Source organism: Bradyrhizobium sp. AZCC 2289, assembly GCF_036924615.1.
Classification (GTDB): domain Bacteria; phylum Pseudomonadota; class Alphaproteobacteria; order Rhizobiales; family Xanthobacteraceae; genus Bradyrhizobium.
Window position 1 is genome coordinate 5246260 of record NZ_JAZHRY010000001.1, and the last position, 13681, is coordinate 5259940.

16 protein-coding genes are annotated in these 13681 nt (G+C 59.6%); 11 read left to right on the top strand and 5 right to left on the bottom strand.

Annotated features, from left to right (window positions below; translation table 11 throughout):
- Position 1: 1 nt before the first annotated feature.
- Positions 2–280 carry a WGR domain-containing protein gene (locus V1289_RS24995; RefSeq protein WP_334407664.1) on the top strand — a complete coding sequence of 93 codons (279 nt, stop codon included), beginning with the start codon at positions 2–4 and terminating at the stop codon, positions 278–280.
- On the opposite strand, the gene V1289_RS25000 is transcribed toward V1289_RS24995, so the two are convergent.
- Both V1289_RS25000 and V1289_RS25005 read right to left on the bottom strand, forming a co-directional pair.
- Positions 187–1176, bottom strand: a complete 990-nt coding sequence (locus tag V1289_RS25000) for an aldo/keto reductase (RefSeq protein ID WP_334399696.1) — start codon at positions 1174–1176, stop codon at positions 187–189. The genes V1289_RS24995 and V1289_RS25000 overlap by 94 nt on opposite strands.
- Complete coding sequence (locus V1289_RS25005) at positions 1173–2129, bottom strand: hypothetical protein (protein ID WP_334395373.1); 957 nt, start codon at positions 2127–2129, stop codon at positions 1173–1175. The genes V1289_RS25000 and V1289_RS25005 overlap by 4 nt, the downstream gene beginning before the upstream one ends.
- A gap of 1259 nt (positions 2130–3388) precedes the next feature.
- Here V1289_RS25005 and ltrA point away from each other — a divergent pair.
- A complete protein-coding gene (gene ltrA / locus V1289_RS25010) occupies positions 3389–4714 on the top strand; it encodes a group II intron reverse transcriptase/maturase (RefSeq protein WP_334397564.1) in 1326 nt (441 codons plus the stop codon).
- Positions 4715–4934: 220 nt separating this feature from the next.
- Here the strand turns inward: ltrA and V1289_RS25015 are convergent, their stop codons facing one another.
- Positions 4935–5243, bottom strand: a complete 309-nt coding sequence (locus V1289_RS25015) for a helix-turn-helix domain-containing protein (RefSeq protein WP_442896195.1) — start codon at positions 5241–5243, stop codon at positions 4935–4937.
- Between the two features lie 375 nt (positions 5244–5618).
- Between V1289_RS25015 and V1289_RS25020 the strand changes: the two genes are divergently transcribed.
- The 3 genes from V1289_RS25020 to V1289_RS25030 all read left to right on the top strand — a co-directional run bounded on the left by V1289_RS25020 (position 5619) and on the right by V1289_RS25030 (position 7734).
- A complete protein-coding gene (locus tag V1289_RS25020) occupies positions 5619–5978 on the top strand; it encodes a GYD domain-containing protein (RefSeq protein WP_161852522.1) in 360 nt (119 codons plus the stop codon).
- A 67-nt stretch (positions 5979–6045) separates the two neighbouring features.
- Positions 6046–6636, top strand: coding sequence for a malonic semialdehyde reductase (locus tag V1289_RS25025; RefSeq protein ID WP_334399699.1), 591 nt, complete (start codon positions 6046–6048; stop codon positions 6634–6636).
- Between the two features lie 573 nt (positions 6637–7209).
- Positions 7210–7734, top strand: coding sequence for a hypothetical protein (locus tag V1289_RS25030; RefSeq protein WP_334399700.1), 525 nt, complete (start codon positions 7210–7212; stop codon positions 7732–7734).
- On the opposite strand, the gene V1289_RS25035 is transcribed toward V1289_RS25030, so the two are convergent.
- On the bottom strand, positions 7721–8785 hold the full coding sequence (locus V1289_RS25035; protein ID WP_334399702.1) for an IS630 family transposase: 1065 nt from the start codon (positions 8783–8785) through the stop codon (positions 7721–7723). The two genes, V1289_RS25030 and V1289_RS25035, sit on opposite strands and share 14 nt — an antisense overlap.
- Positions 8786–8830: 45 nt before the next feature.
- Between V1289_RS25035 and V1289_RS25040 the strand changes: the two genes are divergently transcribed.
- From V1289_RS25040 to V1289_RS25055, 4 genes are all read left to right on the top strand, one after another.
- Positions 8831–9547, top strand: a complete 717-nt coding sequence (locus V1289_RS25040; RefSeq protein WP_334399704.1) for an adenylate/guanylate cyclase domain-containing protein — start codon at positions 8831–8833, stop codon at positions 9545–9547.
- Positions 9548–9811: 264 nt separating this feature from the next.
- Positions 9812–10225 (top strand): hypothetical protein, encoded by a 414-nt coding sequence (locus V1289_RS25045; RefSeq protein ID WP_334399706.1) that lies wholly within the window; start codon positions 9812–9814, stop codon positions 10223–10225.
- A gap of 30 nt (positions 10226–10255) precedes the next feature.
- Entirely contained in the window at positions 10256–10459 is a 204-nt protein-coding gene (locus tag V1289_RS25050) for a hypothetical protein (protein WP_334399708.1), read from the top strand.
- 384 nt (positions 10460–10843) lie between these two features.
- A complete protein-coding gene (locus tag V1289_RS25055; protein ID WP_334399710.1) occupies positions 10844–11098 on the top strand; it encodes a hypothetical protein in 255 nt (84 codons plus the stop codon).
- Positions 11099–11332: 234 nt separating this feature from the next.
- Here V1289_RS25055 and V1289_RS49825 read toward each other — a convergent pair whose 3' ends face one another.
- Positions 11333–11533, bottom strand: coding sequence for a helix-turn-helix domain-containing protein (locus V1289_RS49825; protein WP_442896072.1), 201 nt, complete (start codon positions 11531–11533; stop codon positions 11333–11335).
- A gap of 112 nt (positions 11534–11645) precedes the next feature.
- On the opposite strand from V1289_RS49825, the gene V1289_RS25060 reads away from it, so the two are divergent.
- Together V1289_RS25060 and V1289_RS25065 are read left to right on the top strand one after the other, a co-directional pair.
- Complete coding sequence (locus V1289_RS25060; protein ID WP_334399712.1) at positions 11646–12290, top strand: hypothetical protein; 645 nt, start codon at positions 11646–11648, stop codon at positions 12288–12290.
- Positions 12291–12508: 218 nt separating this feature from the next.
- The gene (locus V1289_RS25065) at positions 12509–13672 is read left to right on the top strand and encodes a YncE family protein (protein ID WP_334399714.1); all 1164 of its coding nucleotides are present in this window, start codon (positions 12509–12511) and stop codon (positions 13670–13672) included.
- The last annotated feature ends 9 nt before the right edge of the window (positions 13673–13681 follow it).

Here is a 13681-nt window from a genome sequence, read left to right on the forward strand (position 1 = left end):
CATGCTCACCCGCATCGACAATCGCCGTAATGTGGCACGGTTTTATAAGTTGGATGTCCAGCGCACGCTATTCGGCGGATGGTCGCTGGTGAGGGAATGGGGCCGCATTGGCCGTCCGGGCACGGTCAGGGCGGAAATGCAACAGAGTCGTGCTAATCTAAGGTGGAGGGACGAAAGGCGCCGGATTCATGTACCGCTCTTTGCTGAGGCTCGGTCGATTGCGTCGAACTCGGTCTTACTCAAGCGCCAACCGAGTGCATCGAGATTGGTCCTGGCGTGATCAGGCCTAGTCGCGCCGGGGATGGGAATCACGTGGCTGTCGCGCGCCAACAGCCAGTTCAGGGCGACCTGGCTGATGCTGGCGTCGTGCGCGCGGGCAATATCGGCGAGACACGTCAGCAGCGCTTTCGTGCCGATGCTGTCCGACGGCTGCGTGAGGCGGCCGGACGCAAGGGGAAAATACGCGACGAGTGCCACATCGAGCTCACGGCAGGCTTCGAGCACGCCATTTGTTTCCGCTCCTCGTCGGAGCAGGCTGTAGTTGACCTGATTGGCCGCGAGCGGCACGCCTGCCCTTGCGAGGTGATCGGCGATACGGCGCATCTGGTCCGCATTGAAATTTGCCACGCCGACCGCGCGTGCCTTGCCGGACTTCACGGCTTCGACGAGACCTTCGGCGAACACTCCCACGTCGATCAAGGGCAGCGGATTATGAACATGGTAGAGATCGATTGTCTTGAGGCCCAGGCGCGCGAGCGAACCGTCAAGCGCGCTCATCAGGCGGCGCGGAGAGGTTCGGCCCGGAAAGGGAAGGAATTTCGATGCTATCACCGCGCGGGTGGGACCGGCGCGCAAGCAGTCGCCCACGACGCGCTCCGAGAAATAGATCTCAGCCGTGTCGATCATGCACGGGCCGGCATTATAAATGGTCCTGTACGTTTCCAACACGGCCTCACGATCGGCACGCCGCCACTTGTTCGTGCCGATGCCCAAGGGCAGCACATGGATGCCGGTTCGACCCAAGGGGCGCGTATCATGGCGCGGATCATGATTTTCGGGCATCGCTGACCTCTCACAAGGCGAGAGCGCCGTTGGCTGGTTGGTGTGATGACGCTGGCGTTTCAAGGTTACGCCATAGCGACTACGGCCGCATACGGTTTTGAGATTGACGATCACCTCAGCGTTCGCAGCGCGCGGCTGCTTAACGATAGGACATCTGAGGCTTGCTGTTCTTTCGCCTCGTAGTATTCGGCCGAGAACTTGATTGACCATCGCGAGAAGAACGATTGCAATCTCTGAGTGGGCTTCTCGACGCCGAAATGTTCGACAACGTGCGCGTTGCGCAGCCACTTCACCGCCGATGCGATGCCGATGGTACGCTCGAGCCTCTCAACCACTGCGATGCCGGCGATCTCTGCCTGCCGATAGCGAAAGCCGACCTTTTTGATCACATACATGCGCTTGAGGGTTTCATAGCCCTTGAATACGAGCTGAACGAGGGGGTGTCTTTTAGCCTGTGGCCAGGCTGCCGGGTACACCGGCAGCACCAAGAGCTTGCTCTTCGCGATGACCGTTGCCAGCGGATGCAAGAGTTGCATCCACGCCGGCCAGGACGTGACCTTCGCAAACAATATCGCGTGCATCGCCGTTGCTGCCCCGAAAGAGATCGGGAGCCAAAGTACCGCGCCCAGGATCACGAGCAGTGCGGTGTTCGGCGTGAGATGCCGGCATTTCCGGAACACGCATGCCATGCCGCTCTCAAAGGCGGTATGCACAGCTCGTTCGAACGCCTGATAGCTAATCTTCCGCCGAAGCCACGACCAGTTCCGGCGGATCGATATGCTCCAGCGCCGACGATTCGTCTCGGAAAGGGGAACAAGACGTAACGCGCCGCCTATGGCAGTAACGATGACATTGCCAAGAACCCTGGCGGCGAAGAGCGGAAGCCAGACGATCTGCATTGCCAAAGGGAAGGCGTAGTCGAGCAACCGCATCAGGATCGAAAGGATGAAACGCAGGATTTTGTTGGCGGCGAGCGCGACAACAACGAGTGGGATGATAATCACATCGTCGAGGCTACCGCGGAAGCGGCTTTCCTTGGTCCATGCCGGATTATGATAATCGGTCATGGTGCAACGGTTCCGGGCTGAAGACAGTGGATCGTGCCGGCTCAAATTAGCACATTGTAAGAGCCTGGGGGCTTCACTTACCGGTCATTTAGCGGCAACCCGATGTCCGCCAAGGGTGTGCGCCGTGCAAAGGCGGCGCTTTCCAGTGGGTGCAAGCCCCACCCGGCAATCGCTCCAGCCGGAAGCAATCGGAGCAGTCATGGAGGTAACGAAGTGGCTGAAGCCTTCGATTAGCGTGTCACGAATTGGTGACAGCGCGAGTGTGCAGGCCGTAACGCGAGTGAACGCCGAGCAATCCTCGAAAAGGACAATGCGCAGGTCGACCCGACAACCCTATCGGGGAAGACTGATACGTCTGGATGAAATGAGCGAAGCGATACGTTCAGACGCTGCGCCGGGGTAGTGGCGGCGGCATGTACACAAGGAAAGCGCACGAAACACGGGAAGCCCCAAGGCGTGGTCCGCGATGACCAACCGGAAGCCCGTGAGGGACAGGCTGGGCGCCCTGGGGTGGCGGAGAGGTTCGTAGTACCGCGGAAGCCGGGTAACTCCGGTGGAGGGAAGGGACCTCAGTTCAAGACAGACGCAATACGTGGTGAAGGACCTCGGAGATTGGGAAACCTAGTCAACTCCAATAAATGTCCAGAAGCTGCAGATGGCGTTGCACGCGAAAGCGTGAAGTCTTGTCCGAGAGCCGGATGCGAGAGATTCGCCCGTCCGGTTCGATGAGCGTTGCGCCTTGCAAGCGCGTTGAAGTCTGCCGTCTGCGATGACGGCCGCGGCAAAGCCTAGCGAGCAGCCGCGAACCGAGTCTTGCGTGGCGTCCGGTAACGGCCGTTGCGAAGCGTAGACAGGGAGGTTGTAGGCCGGAATGAAGTGAACGGGAAAATAGCCCCGAAATCGAACGTGATCGGAGTAGCCGACCCTGTCGCTCAAAGGGGAAGGCGGAATCGCAGGCCGCGACAACGCGAGCGGTCTGAGATGCTCCCGGGGTTCGTACCGCCAGCATGCAACCAAAGGAAGCAACGTGAACAAGGGAGATCCATCCGGTTCAGGCGCAAGCCTGTAGGACCTGCCAAGCCGAAGAGGTGAGAAGGGTCTGATGACCGGGTGGAAGTCAGACTGACTGGTAGTACTCCGAGGACGGGAAAGCCGGCTACATGGGGAAGCGGTCAGCGGTAGTTGAATTGTTCTTGGGCGACATGGGCTCCATTCAACGGGAGTTACGGCCTTCTACTCAGTGAGAAGATCAGCTGACCATGGAAACGAAACTTGAACAAATAGCAGTGAAAGCTCGACGCGAACCAAAACTCCGTTTCACGTCGCTGGCTCATCACATCACGCGCGATCGGGTGCGGAAGAATCTGTTGCAGATTCCGAAGCGGTCGGCCACTGGGGTGGATGGACAGACGGTGGAGACGGCGAAGAAGAGCTTCGATGGATGGATAGAGCCGATGCTCCAGTCCATTCACCGCCAAGGATATAGAGCGCCGGATATCCGGCGGGTCTATATCCCCAAACCCGGCAAGACGGAAAAGCGGCCACTTGGCGTGCCGACTGTCGCCGACCGGGCGCTCCAGCGCAGCACGGCCGAAGTGTTGTCTGCCATTTATGAGCAGGACTTTCTGCCCTGCTCATTCGGTGGCCGGCCAAAGCTCAGCGCTCATCATGCTCTGGCGACCCTCAATGAGGTCATCGCCGGCGGCAAGATGGGCTGGGTGCTGGAGGCGGATCTCAAGAACTTCTTCGGGAGTCTCAATCATGATTGGGTGCTCCGGTTCGTCGCGCATCGAGTCGGTGATCCACGCCTGATCAGTTTGATCCGGCGCTGGCTGAAAGCGGGTGTCTTAGAAGATGGAAAGGTCCATCCGAACGAGGAAGGAACACCGCAAGGGGGATCGATCAGCGTACTTTTGAGTAACCTCTATCTTCACTACGTGCTCGACCTCTGGTTCGAACGCGTGGTGAAGAGCCGGTTGCGGGGCGAAGCCCGGCTGGTGCGCTATATCGATGACTTTGTGATCTGCTTCCAATATCGATCGGACGCCATCCGTGTTCAGGACGCCTTACGCCTTCGGTTGGGAAAGTTCGGCCTCACTCTTGAGCCGACCAAGACCAAATTGGTTGAGTTTGGTCGGTTCGCGCAGCGACACGCAGGCAAACGCGGCAGAAAACGCCCGGAGACCATCTACTTCTTGGGTCTGACGCTGTATTGCACGCGAAACCAGAAGGGTAACTTCAAGGTTGGGATGCGCACCGAGAAATCTCGCTTGTGGCGCAGCCTTACGTCTCTGCAGGAGCTTATGCGGCAAATACGACATCACACGATCAGTGACCAGGTCGGCGAAATCAACGCCTTCCTACGCGGCCACTATGCCTATTACGGTGTCGCCGGGAATCTTCGGTGTCTCGTGAAGGTGTACCGCGCCGTGGAGCGTTACTGGCATCGGATGTTGCGCAGCCGCAGCTGGGCCGGACGAGCCCTCAACTGGAGCATGTTCAACCAGATCAACGAACGGACGCCGTTACTGAAACCAAAGCTGCGCCTCCCATATACGGAGTTGCAGGCTCTTGCAGTGCTGTGAATCAACTGTCGAAGAGCGTAGTGCGGCAAATCCGCATGCTACGTTCTGTGGGAGCCGGAGGCGGGCAACTGCCTCCGGCGACCCGGTGGATGTGGAAACGGAGCCATGGTGGAACCACTAAGGCACCGCCAGACGAAAGGGGCGGCAACAGATATGTTCTACCTAACACCACCGCGCCACATCTCGACTCTACCGATGGACAGCAAAATGTCCGTGCGTATTACGCGACCTTGCTGCGTCCTACTGTCTGGCGAACCTCAAAACCCTCGAACCGGGCAGCCCGATACCGATCCGATCCACCATTGCGACTGACTTCACAGCTGATGGTCGATACAGATCGTCCCAATTGGCGGGCAATCAAGCGCAACGAACATTGCCTGCTGAGCCCTCTGGAAATCTCCTCCCATTCAGTAAGGCTGAGCGCCTTCCTGGCTCGTCGCCGAACTGGCGGACGAATGCCGCCGCTTGGCGAGATCACCGAAAAGTCCGAAGAGGATTCCCGGTCAAATCGGCGTCCGATCGAACTCATCGGCTCGCCAGCTTGCCGGCGATCCCAGATTTCAGATCGCTGAGCCGCCGAGTAATAAATGCGACGTGCTTCATGGCCCACACTCCATCTCTGCTAGAAGATTAGTGTGTTGCGCTGACCAGTTGAACCCGCCACCCAAAGCGGCCGTTCGAGATCGCATCCCAGCGCGGCGTGGGCGCAATAACTGTTTTGTCGATTACGATGGCTTCTCGTTTCGAGCGTGCCTTCACGGGAGTGGCGCGAAGTGCTACACTATTTTCAATATCAACACTGGTGCCGTGAGCTTGCCGTTGTGAGGGGAACAAAGATATCCGACCGCGGCAATGCGTTTTGCGCGTGAGCAAGGGGGCGGCAAACTCTGAAAGGAGACCCTCCATGGCCCTTTATGCCTTGCAGACGGCTTACGCCCCTGTCGGGTGGGCAGCCCTGCTTAAAGATCCTCAGAACCGCATGGAGGCCGTCAAACCTGTTGTTCAACGACTCGGCGGCAGTGTCGTCGACGGCTGGCTGACGTTCGGCGATTACGACGTGCTGGTGATCTGTCAGCTGCCGGACAATGTGAGCGCCACGGCGCTGTCCATGGCGATCTCAGCTGGTGGGGCGGTTAAGAGCGTCAAGACCACGCCGCTCGTGACCTTCGACGAAGGGCTTGAGGCTCTCAAGAAGGCCAAGGACGCAGGATACACGCCGCCGCCTAGCGAAGTCCCGTACTTTGGCGTGTATCGCGGCGCGTGACGCCTCGATGAGGTAGTGCGCTGCAACTTGAATTGAAAGGGTAGCTTCTAGAGCGAGGAGGTATCTTATGGCGACGCCGCTCGATGATTCCACGCTTGATACGATCTTTCGCAAAGCGCGTACTCAAAACAAGTGGTTCGATAAGCCGGTTTTGCGTGAACAACTCGTTGCCCTGTACGATCTGATGCGCTGGGGCCCGACCAGTGCGAACTGCTTCCCCGTGCGCATCGTGTTTGTGACGACGCCGGCGGCGAAGGAGCGACTAAAGCCCCTCGTCCTTGAAGGTAACCGGCAAAAGGTGACAGACGCGCCGGTGACAGCGATCATCGGCTACGACACCAGGTTCTACGACTGGCTGCCGCGCCTGTTTCCGCACGTTGATGCCAGATCCTGGTTTATCGACAAGCCCGGTTTTGCCGAAACAACGGCCTTCCGCAACAGCAGCCTGCAAGGCGCCTACTTTATCATGGCGGCGCGGGCCATCGGGCTCGACTGCGGACCGATGTCCGGGTTCGACAACGAGGCTGTCGATCGGGAATTCTTCCCCGGTGGCCAGATCAAATCGAACTTTATCTGTGCCATCGGCTATGGCGATCCGGCGGGATTGCTTGAGCGTCTGCCGCGTCCGGATATCAACGAAGTGTGCTCGTTCGTGTAACCGATCTGCATGTGCAGCGCGATCGCGGCCGCCATGCAGACCCGTTTGAGTGTCAATCGGCGTTGGAGTGGGACCCTGCGTCGGCGCCCAAAAGGGCCTCCTTTGAGCGGGGAGTTTTGGCGCTGAGCTTAAAGAGCGGTCTATCGAACTTGCTTGATGAAGCACCATGGCCCGCAGATATTGAGTCCGCGGGAACGCGGTCTCGACTGGGCGAACCAGGGAGAGAGGCTGAGAGCGGCGACGGAGCAGGTGCATATGACCGCTCTTGGCCCTTTTGCGAAGCGGCAGTCGACACCGAAGACGTCCGGTTATCAGGGTAGACTGGAAATGACTGGCCGACTGTCAAAACGGCGCTTTTGACCCAAGTCGGAAGTCGAGCACCCCATTTGCTGTGACCTACGAGGCCACCACTCTGCCATCAGGCCGTGCTAAATTGCTCTCCTCGGGCTGAAAGGTGGCTCGATGAAGCGACGGCCCGGCATGACACTGCCAGCACGAAATTTCCAGCCGAGCTGCGAGCGCGCTACAGGAACTTATCGTTGCGGATGTGCCCTGGGAACCTTCGGGTGAAATGTGACCAAGGCTCTCGATTTCTCACTTGCTGATCGCAAGGCCGAGCTTCTGCGCTGGCTAAGCGAGGAGGGACGTTTTGCGCCCGATACCGGTCGGCTTCTTGAGATGCTCTGCGACAAGCTCACCATGCTCGGGGCGCCGATAGCCCGCGCCACAGTGCATGTCCGTACGCTGCATCCAGAATTCCGGGGAATATCGCGTATCTGGCGCCGTGGACAGAGTACCGAGTTCCGAACGTCGCGACACGGTATCGAGTCTACGTCGGATTACCAGAATAGCCCCCTTCAGTACGTTATCGAAACCGGACAGTGGCTTGATACTGTCCTTAGCGAAGCCACCGATCGGCGCTTCCCGATCCTCGCAACGCTGCGGGCGCAAGGCATTACCCATTACGTGATGGCGCCTCTTATCTTTTCGAATCGGATCGTTAACGCGATATCGTGGGGAAGCGACGCTCCCAGCGGGTTTAGGGAAGCGGACGTTGAACTCTTTCGCTATCTAGTACCCGGAATCAGAGCTGAGTGATACGGCGGCCTTTGAAACGGCGTTGACGGACCTTTTTCTTGGTCCAGACGAAGGGCTCTGCTCTGTCATTGTACGCGCTGACGTAGGCATCGATGTGTTCCTGAAGCTGCTTGAGGCTTGTGAAGGAGGTGCCGCTGAGCGACTGCCCCTGCAAGATCGAAAACCATACCTCGACCTGATTGAGCCAGGACGCACTTGTCGGCGTGAAATGAAATTGCACGTTGGGGTGGGCCTTGAGCCAGTCCTCGTTCTTCTTGTGGGTGTTGAGGTTGTCGAGGATGACGTGAAGCTGGCGGTTCGGAAAGGCCGCGGTGAGGCTGTTCATGAAGTCGAGAAACTCGACGCGACGACGGCGTTTTGAATGCGTTGCGATGATCTTTCCGGTGGCGACTTCGAGCGCCGCAAACAATGTTGTGGTGCCATGCCGCTTGTAATCGTGGCTCTGGCCGGTCAAGGCGCGGCCATTGGGCAGCTTCAGATAGCCCTGCGCTCGCTCCAAAGCCTGGATCGAGGGCTTTTCGTCCACGCATAGCACAATGGCCTTCGCGGGCGGGGCGACATAGAGGCCAACAACATCGGCGGCTTTGGCCGTAAAGTTCGGGTCGTTGCTCTCACACCAGGACTTGCGAGCCGCGAGGTCAATCTTGTGGCTGCGCAGGAACCGCCAGACATATTGGACGTCAACATCGCCCAGCGCCCCGGCCAGCAGGGGCCCGGTCCAGCGTGCGAACCCTTCCGGTGGCGGCTTGTCCAGCAGCCTCAGAATCCGCTTGTCGGTGGCCTTCGTATAGATCGGCTGCTTGCCCGGCCGCGGCTTGTCTTGCAGCCCTTCTAGGCCATGATCGGCATAGCGATGCCGCCAAAGGCTGACAATCCGCGGCTGGACCCCAACTTCCTTGGCGATCGACCGGGTGCTGCGCCCGACCGCCGCCAACAGAACTATCCGCGCCCGCTTCAAATCGCGCTGCAACGTCACCGGTGAGCGACAACACGCCTCAAGCACCTTGCGATCTTTCCTCGAAAGGTGGACTTCTCTTGCTTCGGGTATCATCCCGACCTTGAATCACGACTCACGATCTAAGAAAAGTGGGTACTAGTGCCGACCTTTGCCCCAGTTGTCGAAGTGACGGCGGGCCGGCGGATCTATGGTGAACTTCTTGCCACCTATGTAGGTCGAGATCCGTGCGCGCGGATTATGGCGGGCGCAGTCCAGCGCGGAAACGTCCGCCACATCAAGGCGGCAATGCTGCTCGCCGACTTGCGTGGTTTCAGCCGACTGACAGATGAGCTTCCGGAGCAAAGAATCATTGAACTCCTAAATGCCTTCTTCGATCTGGTCGTCCCTGGCGTCATTGGCAGCGAAGGTGACATCCTGAAGTATATCGGTGATGCGGTCATTGCGATCTTTCCAGTCACCGGCGATGATCCGGCGCCGGCCTGTGAGTCGGCCCTGGCTGCAGCGCAGACAACGCTGGCTGCGCTGCAGGCTTCACCGCCCGAGGTCCAGCAGCATATTTCAATCGATATTGCTCTGCACTATGGTGATGCCGCATACGGCAATATTGGCTCTGGCAATCGCCTCGACTTCACCGCCGTCGGGCGCGACATCAACATCCTCAGCCGGCTGGAACTCCTCTGCAAGGATGTTGACCGGCCACTGCTCATGACTGGTGCTTTTGCCGCCGAAGTTGCGGCACCGGTCGTTGAAATCGGCCATTTCGAATTGCGCGGCTTCCGTCAGCATCAGTCCTTGTACGGGTTGTGCCAAGACGGCGAGGTGCCTGCTGCGCCCACGTGGACGGATGGCGTGTAGCAGGCTGTACGGACTGTTGGGGGTAAACTTCTGCTTTTGGCACCTTTGAGACATGCCAGCCGCCGCTTGGCATGTCTGCTTAGCGGGGAAGACCGGAAGTGAGCGGCGCGCTGTCAGAAGGACGCGATTGACCCTGTAGCGCGACGGCTGATTGGCAGAAGGCGTTGTATGAGGTCCGGGGCGCGCGCTGGAATACCTACGCGCAGTTGCGAGGTGCAGTAAGCGACTGGCTCTTGCGCGGCGGCATCCCCGGCGATTGCACCATTGCGGCCGGTTGACGACCCGCCGTTGTCGGAGTTGCCGAAGAAGGGCGAAACCTTAAGCGATGGAGTGGCTCGTTACCGTCACCGGCTGCGTGAGCTTGCCGCTGATCTTCACCGGGTGCGCGGCAGTCCATGGCCATCATCGGTGGCCAAGGCGAAGATGCGCGAGCACATCGAAGCGCTCACCGCTGCCGCCGCACCGAATTGCGACAGCGCCATTGAGCACGGCTTGCCGATCGGCTTCGTGACCAAGATCGTCTCCGCCATGGTGCGCAACGTCGAGGGGCCAGCAATCACATTCGTTGAGAGCCCGGACGCATTAGGACTGATGTGTTTTTTATTCCGTGATCAGATCATCGTCCGCATTGAGCAGGAGTTGGACGCGCTCGCCGATGATGGCGCGGCCATGAGCTAGCGCGAACGGCAGGAAGCCGAAGCGCAGATCATGGCCGACACGCTAATGATCGAGCGCAGTGAGTGTGCGCCGATCTGGGCCGCCGAAGCCAAGGGCGAGGTGATCGACTTCCGCAGCGACACGACAGCGCAAGCGGTGCTTGGCCTCCAGCTCGTCAACCGACCGCGCGCCAACCCGTCACCGGGAACGTCGCCGTCGCATGCCTTCGACATCATCATGCCGGGGCGACGATGACCACTGGGATGCACGGTGTCGTTCGGGTTGGTGACATAGCTCGCGGGATGTTCGTGCGGGCGCGCGGGGGCAGGTCTGTCGAGCAGCCGGTCCTCGCGCACGAATAACACGAATCGCGCTTCCGGGTCATGCTAACCGGCGGCGCGTCCGGGCCAGGTTTTTGCTGGCGCATGGGCCTCGCCCGCCTCCAACCGCGACGTGCTACTCAAGCGCCTCAACGACTATGTTCATCCGCATCTTGTTCTCCTTTTTCGGCATCCTAGCTCGAACCATTGGACAAAAGCACGCCGAATTGATCGGACGTGAAGGCACCGGCGAATAGATGGGGGAACAGGCACGCAGGCGCGGTGTTCTACCTAAAAACCCAACCTTTCGAGGCCGTTCATGACAAAATTTGCAATCCTTGGCGCAGGGGTACTTGGCGCAGCGTTGCTAGCAACGACGCTCGCAGGTCCAGCGAGAGCGCAGGCCGTCGTCGAGGAGCCCGGGTACTGCGCGCAATATTATCCGACCGCGAACTGCCAGAACTATGGACCCGGCAACCCGCTCTATCCCAACGGTCTCTTCCGGAATGATTGGCAGGGCAGTTCTGCCCGGGTGTATCATCGCTACCACCGCCATCACCGTCACCACGGGTAAGGAAGGCGGGATCGATCCCGAGCCTTGGCCCGCGAACTGGCTAATCCCCTTCGATTTGACTAGTCTCACGGCGAACAAGCGCTGCCCCTTCGAAGCGGCCGGGATAGCGACTGTCATTTTGAGCGTGTCGCCTGGCGCACCATCAGCCGATAGCCGTCATGCTTGATTTCATGAACCCAGAGCAGGCCGGACGGCGGGCTTTCGCTTGCCTAGCCACGATCCGGCGCGCTTGATTCAGAAACCCGGCCCAGAGACGGTAGGCACGGCTCCGCGAGTCGATCGGTCGAAGAGGCGAACCCCGACCCGACTTTCAAGGGCCGTGAGTTTTCGGCTCAGAGTCGCTTGTTTCATGCCGAGCATATTGGCGGCACGGGCGATGCTGCCGAGATCTGAAATCAACAGCGCAAAGCTGAGGGACTCTGGGTTGAGGTGCATTTTTGCCTCATCAGAACCGATTTAAAGGTCGTACGATTGCCATCACGTATTTGTCGGTTTGCTCCGGATGCGTGATGGGTGCGGCTAGGCCAGCGCGAAGGCGTCATGGGTAATGGACGCGCTTCAACGGCTGCGCCACATAAAGTGCGACGAAGCGTTCGCGCTCGAGGCCGAGCTGGAAGAGGAGTTGCGCCGTTTGCAGCGCGCGTCCCTGCGCGAAATGGGCACGGTCTCGGTGGACGTTCGGATGGACACCGAACGCGACCGCATTCTCGGCCTGTTCGCGGAGATGGATTTCTCCACGGCGCTGAAATCGTTTGTTCTATTGGAGAATTCGCCGAAAACGGAGGATCTCAAGAGACAAGCGATGGAGCAGGCCGAGCAGGAGCCGCTGAGCGCGATGATGGGCGCGAAGCACCTCGACGACGAGGGAAGGACCGTCGTGAATACGGCTGCCGCCGGATCCGGAGATCCGCCGGAAGACTGGTTCATCCGGATGATCGGCCAAGCGCAATCCTATCGTCGCGCGCTGATCGTCGTCAACAGCATCGATCCGGTTCGGTTGCTGATCGGCAGGAAGGTCGCCATCGAAGAACGTCACTTTCGCTTCCAATCGCCATTCGTGCCGCAGCTACAGGCACCGCTGTACGCGCTGGGCTTCGCTCGGTTCTTCCAGGGCGATTTCGCCTCGGCGGCCTACATTCTGTTTCCTCAGTTGTCATCCGGCGTGGGGCCCGAACGCCGATCGGTGTCCTAAGCGCTTGATTGACTTCGCATCTGTGGGGTCAATGTCGGGTGCTGATTCACAGTCACGCGGCTGCGCGGCGCGCTGCTCGAAGATCAATGGTCCACGTGGCGCTGGCGAAAGTCCCGGCGCCGTCAGCGCGGTAAATGGTTGCCAGCCCTAAAGGCTGCGAAGTACGGTGACGAAACGGGCTCATCTAGAAATGGGTCGGGACGGGGAGAAAACGCATCATGACTTTACGCAGTGCTCTTTGCGCCATGTGCCTGGCCGGCCTCGTCGACAGCGGCTTGGCGCAGGCCGGAACCAACGATATCCTGATCGGCCTTGACAACAAGATCACCTATGGTCCCGAAGGCCCGACGAACGGCGCTCCGGGTAATGACGCCGTGCTGGTCGTGGACGTCTCCGACCCGACCAAACCCAAGATCCGCGCCAGCCTGCCGCTGGCGAATTCCCTGCTGGGCCCGCCAACCAACCTGCAGATCACACCAGACGGCAAGTTGGGCCTGGTCGCCAATTCCGTGGTTCACGTCCAAGAGGGCAGCTCCTGGAAATCGGTCCCGGATGACAAACTCTACGTGATTGACCTCACCGCCGACCCGCCGAAATTGATCGACACGGTTACCGTGGGGCGGCAGCCGTCCGGTCTCTCGATCTCCAAGAAGGGCGACCTCGCGTTGATTGCCAACCGAGACGGCAAGAGTGTTTCTGTTGTCTCCATCCAGGGCTTGACGGTCAAGGCCGCAGGCGAGGTACCGCTGGAGCAGCAGGCTGCCGCCGTTGTCATCGCACCCGACGGCAAGCGCGCTTTTGTCTGCCTGAACCTCGTGCACAAAATCGGCGTGTTGGCGATCGATGGACAAAAAGTGACCTACGACAAGTCGATGGACATTCCATCGGCATTCAATCCCTACAACATCGACATCACACCAGACGGCAAATACGTCATCGCCTCGAACACCGGCGCACAGAAGAACAACGTCGATGCCGCGGTGATTATCGAAGCGACCGGCCCACATCCCCACGTTGTCGACGTGATGACCCCTGGTATCGGACCGGAAGGCTTCGCCATCGCGCCCGATGGGAAGACCGCAGCCGCCCCGCTGCTGCTCGGCACCGCGGCCAAGGACGGCGACTGGTTCAAGACCAAAGCCGGCGAACTCGTTCTGATGTCAATCGGCACCGGCGGTAAGCTGACGGTGACTGCGCGTGCGCCGCTCGGCGGCCTGCCGGAGGGCATCGCTTACAGCCCGAACAGCGACTACCTATATGTGGGAAACTATTTCGACAAGGACCTGCAGGTGTTTGACCTCGCCGGCGGCAAGCTTACCGAGGCAGGGCCCAGGCTGAAGCTGCCAGGCCAGCCGGCGTCCATGCGCGCGCCAGCGCGGTAGAGCCATGCT

Coding starts and splice junctions, on each gene's coding strand:
- V1289_RS24995 (WP_334407664.1), top strand. CDS start 2: ATGCTCACCCGCATCGACAATCGCCGTAATGTGGCACGGTTTTATAAG.
- V1289_RS25005 (WP_334395373.1), bottom strand. CDS start 2,129: ATGACCGATTATCATAATCCGGCATGGACCAAGGAAAGCCGCTTCCGC.
- ltrA (WP_334397564.1), top strand. CDS start 3,389: ATGGAAACGAAACTTGAACAAATAGCAGTGAAAGCTCGACGCGAACCA.
- V1289_RS25015 (WP_442896195.1), bottom strand. CDS start 5,243: ATGAGTTCGATCGGACGCCGATTTGACCGGGAATCCTCTTCGGACTTT.
- V1289_RS25020 (WP_161852522.1), top strand. CDS start 5,619: ATGGCCCTTTATGCCTTGCAGACGGCTTACGCCCCTGTCGGGTGGGCA.
- V1289_RS25025 (WP_334399699.1), top strand. CDS start 6,046: ATGGCGACGCCGCTCGATGATTCCACGCTTGATACGATCTTTCGCAAA.
- V1289_RS25035 (WP_334399702.1), bottom strand. CDS start 8,785: ATGATACCCGAAGCAAGAGAAGTCCACCTTTCGAGGAAAGATCGCAAG.
- V1289_RS25050 (WP_334399708.1), top strand. CDS start 10,256: ATGGCCGACACGCTAATGATCGAGCGCAGTGAGTGTGCGCCGATCTGG.
- V1289_RS25055 (WP_334399710.1), top strand. CDS start 10,844: ATGACAAAATTTGCAATCCTTGGCGCAGGGGTACTTGGCGCAGCGTTG.
- V1289_RS49825 (WP_442896072.1), bottom strand. CDS start 11,533: ATGCACCTCAACCCAGAGTCCCTCAGCTTTGCGCTGTTGATTTCAGAT.
- V1289_RS25060 (WP_334399712.1), top strand. CDS start 11,646: ATGGACGCGCTTCAACGGCTGCGCCACATAAAGTGCGACGAAGCGTTC.
- V1289_RS25065 (WP_334399714.1), top strand. CDS start 12,509: ATGACTTTACGCAGTGCTCTTTGCGCCATGTGCCTGGCCGGCCTCGTC.